The 6,000-nt window shown below is 66.8% G+C and carries 10 protein-coding genes; 3 read left to right on the top strand and 7 right to left on the bottom strand.

Translation table 11 applies throughout. From position 1 onward, the window contains the following. From IPV08_RS22610 to IPV08_RS24995, 7 genes are all read right to left on the bottom strand, one after another. Positions 1–281 (bottom strand): hypothetical protein (locus IPV08_RS22610; RefSeq protein ID WP_207413874.1); only part of this gene is annotated, 281 nt, incomplete at its 3' end. A 313-nt stretch (positions 282–594) separates the two neighbouring features. Beyond that, positions 595–810 carry a hypothetical protein gene (locus tag IPV08_RS22605; RefSeq protein WP_207413872.1) on the bottom strand — a complete coding sequence of 72 codons (216 nt, stop codon included), beginning with the start codon at positions 808–810 and terminating at the stop codon, positions 595–597. Next, complete coding sequence (locus IPV08_RS22600) at positions 800–958, bottom strand: hypothetical protein (RefSeq protein WP_207413870.1); 159 nt, start codon at positions 956–958, stop codon at positions 800–802. Before IPV08_RS22600 ends, IPV08_RS22605 begins: the two co-directional genes overlap by 11 nt. Before the next feature lie 11 nt (positions 959–969). Continuing rightward, the gene (locus IPV08_RS22595; protein WP_207413868.1) at positions 970–2,502 is read right to left on the bottom strand and encodes an AAA family ATPase; all 1,533 of its coding nucleotides are present in this window, start codon (positions 2,500–2,502) and stop codon (positions 970–972) included. 65 nt (positions 2,503–2,567) lie between these two features. Then, the gene (locus IPV08_RS22590) at positions 2,568–3,170 is read right to left on the bottom strand and encodes a hypothetical protein (protein WP_056452364.1); all 603 of its coding nucleotides are present in this window, start codon (positions 3,168–3,170) and stop codon (positions 2,568–2,570) included. Between the two features lie 133 nt (positions 3,171–3,303). After that, a complete protein-coding gene (locus tag IPV08_RS22585; RefSeq protein WP_056452361.1) occupies positions 3,304–3,702 on the bottom strand; it encodes a hypothetical protein in 399 nt (132 codons plus the stop codon). 460 nt (positions 3,703–4,162) lie between these two features. Beyond that, on the bottom strand, positions 4,163–4,294 hold the full coding sequence (locus IPV08_RS24995; protein ID WP_280137490.1) for a hypothetical protein: 132 nt from the start codon (positions 4,292–4,294) through the stop codon (positions 4,163–4,165). A 785-nt stretch (positions 4,295–5,079) separates the two neighbouring features. Here IPV08_RS24995 and IPV08_RS22580 point away from each other — a divergent pair. The 3 genes from IPV08_RS22580 (at position 5,080) to IPV08_RS22570 (ending at position 5,955) form a co-directional block, all read left to right on the top strand. After that, positions 5,080–5,247 (top strand): hypothetical protein, encoded by a 168-nt coding sequence (locus tag IPV08_RS22580; RefSeq protein ID WP_156652579.1) that lies wholly within the window; start codon positions 5,080–5,082, stop codon positions 5,245–5,247. A 25-nt stretch (positions 5,248–5,272) separates the two neighbouring features. Further along, positions 5,273–5,650, top strand: a complete 378-nt coding sequence (locus IPV08_RS22575; protein WP_056452353.1) for a hypothetical protein — start codon at positions 5,273–5,275, stop codon at positions 5,648–5,650. Between the two features lie 113 nt (positions 5,651–5,763). Continuing rightward, entirely contained in the window at positions 5,764–5,955 is a 192-nt protein-coding gene (locus IPV08_RS22570) for a hypothetical protein (protein WP_056452350.1), read from the top strand. Positions 5,956–6,000 lie beyond the last annotated feature (45 nt).

Raw genomic sequence — 6,000 nt, 5'->3', positions numbered from 1 at the left:
TCCACGGTTTCGCAGGCCTCGGGGTCTCGGCACCGGCCCAGCCGCACGAGACCCGTCGAGTAGCAGTACGCCCATCCCGCGGCCGCATCGAAAGCCTGGACCGTGCTCGTCGTCACGACCGTCCCATCAGGAAACTTTGGGTGCCCGTAGACCGTCCCGGTGAGCACCGCCCCATCCGCGGACCGGTCGTCCGGCTCGACGATCCAGTCGTGGAACAGGGGGCGGTCGGGGAGCCCCGTCAGGTCGATCCTGGTGCCGGGGTACCTGTTTCGCTGTGCCATGCCCTGCCGTCCCCGCCGAAGAAAACCAATGCGGCCGCCACGACGGGCCGGCCGCATTCGTCCGTGAAATGGCCGGCCAGGAACGGCCGGTAGTGGAGCCTCGCGGCCCCCGTGGGGACGCCGGCGTGTGGGACGATTGTGCCCATGACCCAGGCGTGGACCTCGCGATTGCCGGTCCGTAAAACCCTGGCCCGAGACCCTGGCCGGACCACCATGACGGTGTCGGCCAGGGTCAGGGAATGGAGGTGCCCGACGACGCGGCCGCGTTCCCGGATCGACCAGCAGCGGCGGGTCAGATTTCGGTAGACGTCCGTCACCGGAGGGCGAGAGGGGTGAAGCAAAGGGCGGCCGCCTCGGCCTCCGTGGCCATCCGGATCGCGTCGTGCGTCGCGATCCGGCCCGCCGCCTCCGCCTCGATGATGCGGTCGATCCGGATCCCGGCGGCTACCGCGAACAGGCCACAGGATCGCTCGATGGACCAAGCGAAGCGGACGCGCTCGCGGATCGCGGGGAGTGTGTCACGCTGCATCGTGGTCCTCCTTCGCGCTGTCGATGAGGGACTGGATGAGGGTGGTGATGGCCTGCAGGTCCTCATCCGTGATGAGGCGGTCGTGGGCCAGGTGGATCACTGAGAGGCTTAGGCCGAACAGGGCGATGAGGCGGGGATTTTCGATCACCTTCCCCTCCGTCAATTCATTGTGGCGAGCGCATCGCGCCCGGCAAGAATTGTTTCGACTATCCTTCGTAGCTGCCGGAGCGATGGCTTCGTCCATGCCCTCGCGGCGAGCTCGATCTCGTCGCCGTCGAGGTCCGGCATCCATGCCAGGTCGACGCCCCGCTCCGCCCGGACGTCCGCCGCGATAGAGCGGGCCAGGGCCGGGAGGTCCGCCTTGGTGGGGCTCGGCATGTGGACGGTCCGAGCGCGGTCGAGCAGCGCCTGCGGGATGCCGGACAGGGAATTTGCCGTCGCAATCCAGGAGACCGGCGAGATGTCCACGGCGCATTCAAGCGACGGGTCGTGGTACCGCGACGCGTTCTCCGGCTCGATGAGCGTGAGCAGCCCGTCGACGATGCGGCCGTTGTCCGAGCGGGACCCCGCCTTGTCGACCTCGTCCACGATGACGGCGACCGTCGCCCGTAGGGCTTGCTGGATAGCCTGCAGGGGGACGCACGCACGAGACGAGTTCCACTGCCGTGACGTCCCGATGATGGTCCCGTCTGCCGACCCTGCCGCGCTGTAGACCGTGACCGGCAGGCCCAGGACTTCGCATAGCCGCCGGGCCGCCCTGGTCTTTCCGGCGCCTGGCTCGCCGACCAGAATCGTGAACGGCAGGCGGGCGTACGGCCTTCCGACTTGCGTGCGCAGGATGCCGTCGATCTCGCCCCGGAGATGCGGGAACTCGCGTGACAGCGTGGTCGAGGCCTCCGCGAGATCGGGCACCGGGGTGAGCGGCAGCAGGGTGCCGGTGACGGACTTCCACTCCTTCTGTGCGGACGTGTTCAGGTGTGACGTCGACCGCAGGACGAGGTGCCCCGCCTCACCCGGCTCGGGCAGATCGTCCTCGTCGGCGTCGCGGGGGTCGAAGCCGGTGTCGTCCCGGACCGGCCCCCGCTTGGCGTTGTATGGCCATTCAAGCGGCGGCACAGAACGTACGATAATTTCCAGCGCGCTGCGCCCATCGCGCTGTCGGCGGACCGAGCGCGGCTCCGTCTTTGGCCGCCATTCCCCCTCATCGCAGCAAGCCGCGATGGTCATCATCTCCGCGTGCGTCGTGATCAAGTTCGAGAGACTGAGCTCGCTATGCCCGCCGGCCATGGCGATCTGCCAGACGCGGACGGCACACCGCAATGCGCAGACATGGTCGCCTAGGAACGCCTGGTAGTAGACGCACCGGGTCGCCCAATCGCCGTACGTGTCGCGGTGGTCCTGACCCAGCTTGAGGTCCTCCGAGAGCTCCTCACACACGCTCTCCGTATGCGAGAGCGACGAGAGCGACACCCGGCAGGACGACAGCTTCTCAAGCGCGGCACGCACAGGGAGAGGCTGGTCCGGCAGGTCGAGCAGGATGCCAGTCGACCAATGGATGGCGTCCGCCATCGGATCGCAGTCCAGGAAATCGAGGCCCTGGTCGAGAAGGTCTACAGACGGGGGATGATGGGGGGCGAACGGATCGCTGGCAGGCGCACGGGGGCGCGCACCCCGGGGGGTGTTCTTCGTCATGACTGGAGCCTCCAGACGCGCCGTCAGAGACGGAGCTTCAAGGCGCCAGCCATACACACGAATCGTTAACGGAGCGTTGCCTTAAGCACGGCAGTCCGGGCCCGGGCCGCGGCCGCCTCCCCCTGCATGGCGGCGACCATTCCGAGCGCACGGTCGAGGATCTCCTCACAGCGCTGTCCGAGGGCCTCGCGACCCTGGGCGGAGAGCGGCCCTGGCCCCTGCCCAGGCTCGCCCATACCATGAGAGTTGACGTGCTCGTCCCAGAGGTACGCGACCGCCTGGAGCATATACCCGGTAGCCCGGGGGTGTGGGGTCGCGGCCGCCCGGCCGAGCATGTCGAGTAGGGGCGCCGGGAGGCCGTGGGAAATCAAGCGGCCGCGTGCCAGGGACCTGACGTTAAGGCCCGAGGCCAGGCTCAGGGGGCCTACGAAATCGGGACCGAAGACGCGCTTGGCAACGCGTTCAATCTCCAAGTGGAGGGCCTCCGCGATCTCGGCATGATCCACCGGCTGGCCATCGATCAGGGCCTGACGGCTTTCGTAGGACAGCAATGGTCCCGCCGGGGGTGGGGACCCGGCGAGGTTGGAGATCGGGGAGCCCGAGACGTACCCGACGGCGTGCCCGACGGCGGGGGTCCCAGCCGGGACGGGGTAGAGCGTTACGCGCAAGGGAGGAGGTCCTGGGTGGGGCCGGCGAGGTAGACTACGTCGACGCAGAACTGGCCGGGGTGGTCATTCGCGACGGGCCACATGCAGTGGCGTTGCCCCCACGTGTACCCCCTGATGATGATGGTGGTCGACCTCATGACGCCACCCGCTTCAGGCAACGCGGGCAGGTCGCAGGGGTGCCTTCGACGTCGCCCCAACCGACCGAGCGCCGGCCCGGCGTGGCCCCGCACAGGGCGCTCCCGGCCCCGCCCATCGGGCCGCAGCCGTCCTCGGAGACGATGTGGTACAGGCGGCCGCGGTCGCGCTCACCGCCGTTGCTCAGGCGTCCGAGCATCTGGGCCGAACGCCACGCGGAGCCGTCGGGGAGGACATACCGGGGTGCGGCCGTGAGGAACGCCTCGCGCTCTTCTGCCTGCCGGACCTGCCTGGCATGCTCCTCCGCCTGATACCGGGCGGCGGCCGCAGCGCGTTCCTCCGGTGAGGGGCTTGGGCCGGAGCGGACCATCGCCACCATTCGGTCGATAATGAGCATGTGAGGTTCCCTGCTGTACCGGACGGCTTGTGGGCAAGCCGCTTCTGGTATTGTCCTATCTATACTGACAATTTCTACTCTTCAAGGTTTGCGCGTCGTCAACGGCTAGTAGTGTCTATGAGCGTCATGAGCCTGCGAACCATGGCCTCCTGGGAAGCGCCGCGGCCGTCGCACCAGCCGTCGAACGTCGACCTAGACACATTCAAGGATCCCGCCGCGGCGTCGCGGCTCCCCCGGGTCTTGGCCCATGTCTTTAGACACTCCGACAGGGGCACGGACCAGATGCCCACCGGAAACGAGATCCGCGAATTCGCACGGCTGTATGCCGGCATGACGCCCGGCAGATGGCGGCCCATGAAACGTGGGTCGCCAAGTACCGTCTAGAGATGGCCGAGGAGATCGCGCAGCGAGCGGTCGCGGCACAAGAGGGCCGTGACGCCCTCTTCGGGCGGGAGCGGCGCTAGGCTCCCAGCCCCCTCAACGCCTCGGCGTCCTCATGCGACAAGACGACCTCGTCCGGGAATGGGCGACGATAGAAATCGAACCCGGGTTCGCCGCCCCACCAGGTGTTGTCGAGGGCGTGAACGAGCATGCCGATCGACTCGTGCGTTCGGTCGCCGCCGCCACACGTCCAAACACGCTCGGCCGTTACGCATACCTGGTGGTCGTAAGGCGTGAATTGAACTGGCAGCCGACCGCCCTCCCCCCGAAGCGCAGTGTAGGTCTCCTCACGTTGCCAACCGACGGGGCACCAGAAAAGGGCAATGATATCGCCCTCCCTAGTGTGTCTGATCTCCCACGCGATGAACCTGTCGCACGTCTGCACAAACGCCCGGACTTCATCATCGAGCGGCGCAATTTGCCAGAGGGCGCTGAGCGTCAGGCGCGGGACGTCGTTCTCGAAGCGAGTCGACCAGAATTCGGACCGAGTCCAATGCCGGTCAGGGAAGTGGTAGGCGGCGCGGGGAAACGTGAGTCGGCGAGGCATGCCCAATCATATCTGGGTCCAAGTTTCCGGATCGTGACCGTTGGACCCAGGCCGTCCAGTCCTTCAATCGACTAGGTGCGTTGTACCATATAGCTCTCCTCAGAAAGGGGAGCCCCATGACCGCAGCAATCAACAAATCCGCCCTTTTCGCACCGGCTGGTTCATCGCCCGGAACGCTGCCTTCATTCTCGATTTAACCGTCGAGTGTGACCGCCAGTTCGTTGGTGTCTCCCTTCGCTAGACGTGGGCCGTGGCTCGCCGCCCCCGCCAAGCCTGCCATGGCCAAGTTCCTTCTCCAGCCCGGCAACCTCCGCCACCCAACCTAGCTCGGCAAGATCATCGGCCGGGACGCGAAGTTCGGCCTCGCCCGCGAGTTTCTGAAGGGCACCTTGGTCTACGACAACGGCCCGTACATTCGCTTCGACTTCCGCCTTATCGAGGGTGTGGTGTTCCAGGACCACACCAATGTTTTCTGGGTCGTTCGCGAGGGCGCGCTGGTCGAGGTCAGCAAGTGGAACGAGCCCGAGGTGGCCGCCATCCATGCCCGCTTCGCCTGATCCCTCGAACCCTCGAGCCAACACCATGTCCAAATCCGACCGCCTCGTCTCCCTTATGGAGCGTCCCCCCCTCACGAAGGGCGACGTCGCCTGCATCCCCCGGGACTCCGAGATGTCCGTCGATTCCTGGCTCAAGCCCGAGACCAGCAAGAGCCACCGCGCCTGCCCGGACGTCGTCATCGCGGTCATTGAGTACGGCGCCGGGGACACGATCTGCGCCTCCGCCTCCAAGGTGGCGGGCCACCTCGGGTTTCGAGTGGAGCGGATCAAGGCCATGGCCGCCGACACCCAGGTGGCGCTTGGGGCCGCCCTCTGCTCAGCCGGGATGGACGACACCCTCGCCTTCGTTTTCTGCGGGCACCCAGTCACGCTAGGCCTCGGGCCTACTGGTACCCCCTCCTGAAGGAGTATGCCTTCCCTCCCCTCCAGGGCCGCGACGGTCGCTGGTGCAAGCTCGCGGTCCGCGCCTCTGTTGAGGGCGAGGAAAGCACGGATGGCCGGTGGCTCAACACCACGGTGTACGATTGGATCGATGACGCCGAAGCCAGGAAGGTGGTCGCGCAGGCCACTCACATCGCCGGGATCATGGAACAGAGCCGCATGCTCGGGATGAGGTGGGTGGAGGCCCTCAATGCCGGCGACGAGGCCGAGGTCCGCCGTATCGATAAGGTCCTCGACATCGTGGGGCAGCAGATCGACGCGGCCTGAAAGCGAAAGGGCCTAGTTTTCCCCGAGCCCTTGCACCGATGACGA

The organism is Methylobacterium sp. SD274 (assembly GCF_017355285.1).
Classification (GTDB): Bacteria; Pseudomonadota; Alphaproteobacteria; order Rhizobiales; family Beijerinckiaceae; genus Methylobacterium.
Note: the sequence above shows the minus strand (reverse complement) of the source record. Positions and strands in the feature narration are given on the sequence as shown.

Excerpts from the sequence above, each read along its gene's own strand:
- IPV08_RS22605 (WP_207413872.1), bottom strand. The coding sequence starts at position 810 with ATGCAGCGTGACACACTCCCCGCGATCCGCGAGCGCGTCCGCTTCGCT.
- IPV08_RS24995 (WP_280137490.1), bottom strand. The coding sequence starts at position 4,294 with ATGCTCGTTCACGCCCTCGACAACACCTGGTGGGGCGGCGAACCCGGG.
- IPV08_RS22575 (WP_056452353.1), top strand. The coding sequence starts at position 5,273 with ATGTCCAAATCCGACCGCCTCGTCTCCCTTATGGAGCGTCCCCCCCTC.
- IPV08_RS22585 (WP_056452361.1), bottom strand. The coding sequence starts at position 3,702 with ATGCTCATTATCGACCGAATGGTGGCGATGGTCCGCTCCGGCCCAAGC.
- IPV08_RS22595 (WP_207413868.1), bottom strand. The coding sequence starts at position 2,502 with ATGACGAAGAACACCCCCCGGGGTGCGCGCCCCCGTGCGCCTGCCAGC.